This window comes from Bradyrhizobium sp. Kon37, assembly GCF_055807535.1.
Genome location: NZ_JBVVOY010000148.1, coordinates 1 through 416 on the forward strand (window position 1 = coordinate 1; position 416 = coordinate 416).

Sequence of the window (416 nt, forward strand, 5' to 3'; positions counted from 1 at the left end):
ACCCGCCTGACCAAAACGCAGCCCTGTTGCCAGCCAGAAGGATTTGCTCTGGAACATGCTACCAGCAGGTGCAGGTTTTGCTGTCGGTTGGTTACTGTCGTTAACCTTCTCAAAGACCGGGCTTTCTTTCAGATTCATACGCAACCAGATAGCAAAGACCATCACGACAATACTCGCCAGGAACGGTAAACGCCATCCCCACGCCAGCAGTTCCTCTTTACTGAGAATGAAGAACATAAAGGCCCAGATTGCCGTTGCGCTCAAGGTTCCGCAGTTAGTTCCCATAGCCACAAATGAGGAGATAATTCCGCGCTTACCTTTTGGCGCATATTCCGCCAGCATCGTACCGGCACCGGAAATTCCCGCACCTGCACCCAACCCCTGAATAATACGCAACGTCACCAGCAAGATGGGTG

The 416-nt window shown here is 52.2% G+C and carries 1 pseudogene; it reads right to left on the reverse strand.

Annotation, left to right across the window (positions count from 1 at the left end):
• Window positions 1-416 (reverse strand): annotated as a pseudogene (gene ydfJ, locus AC0L3J_RS37540) (MHS family MFS transporter YdfJ); the annotation flags it as partial.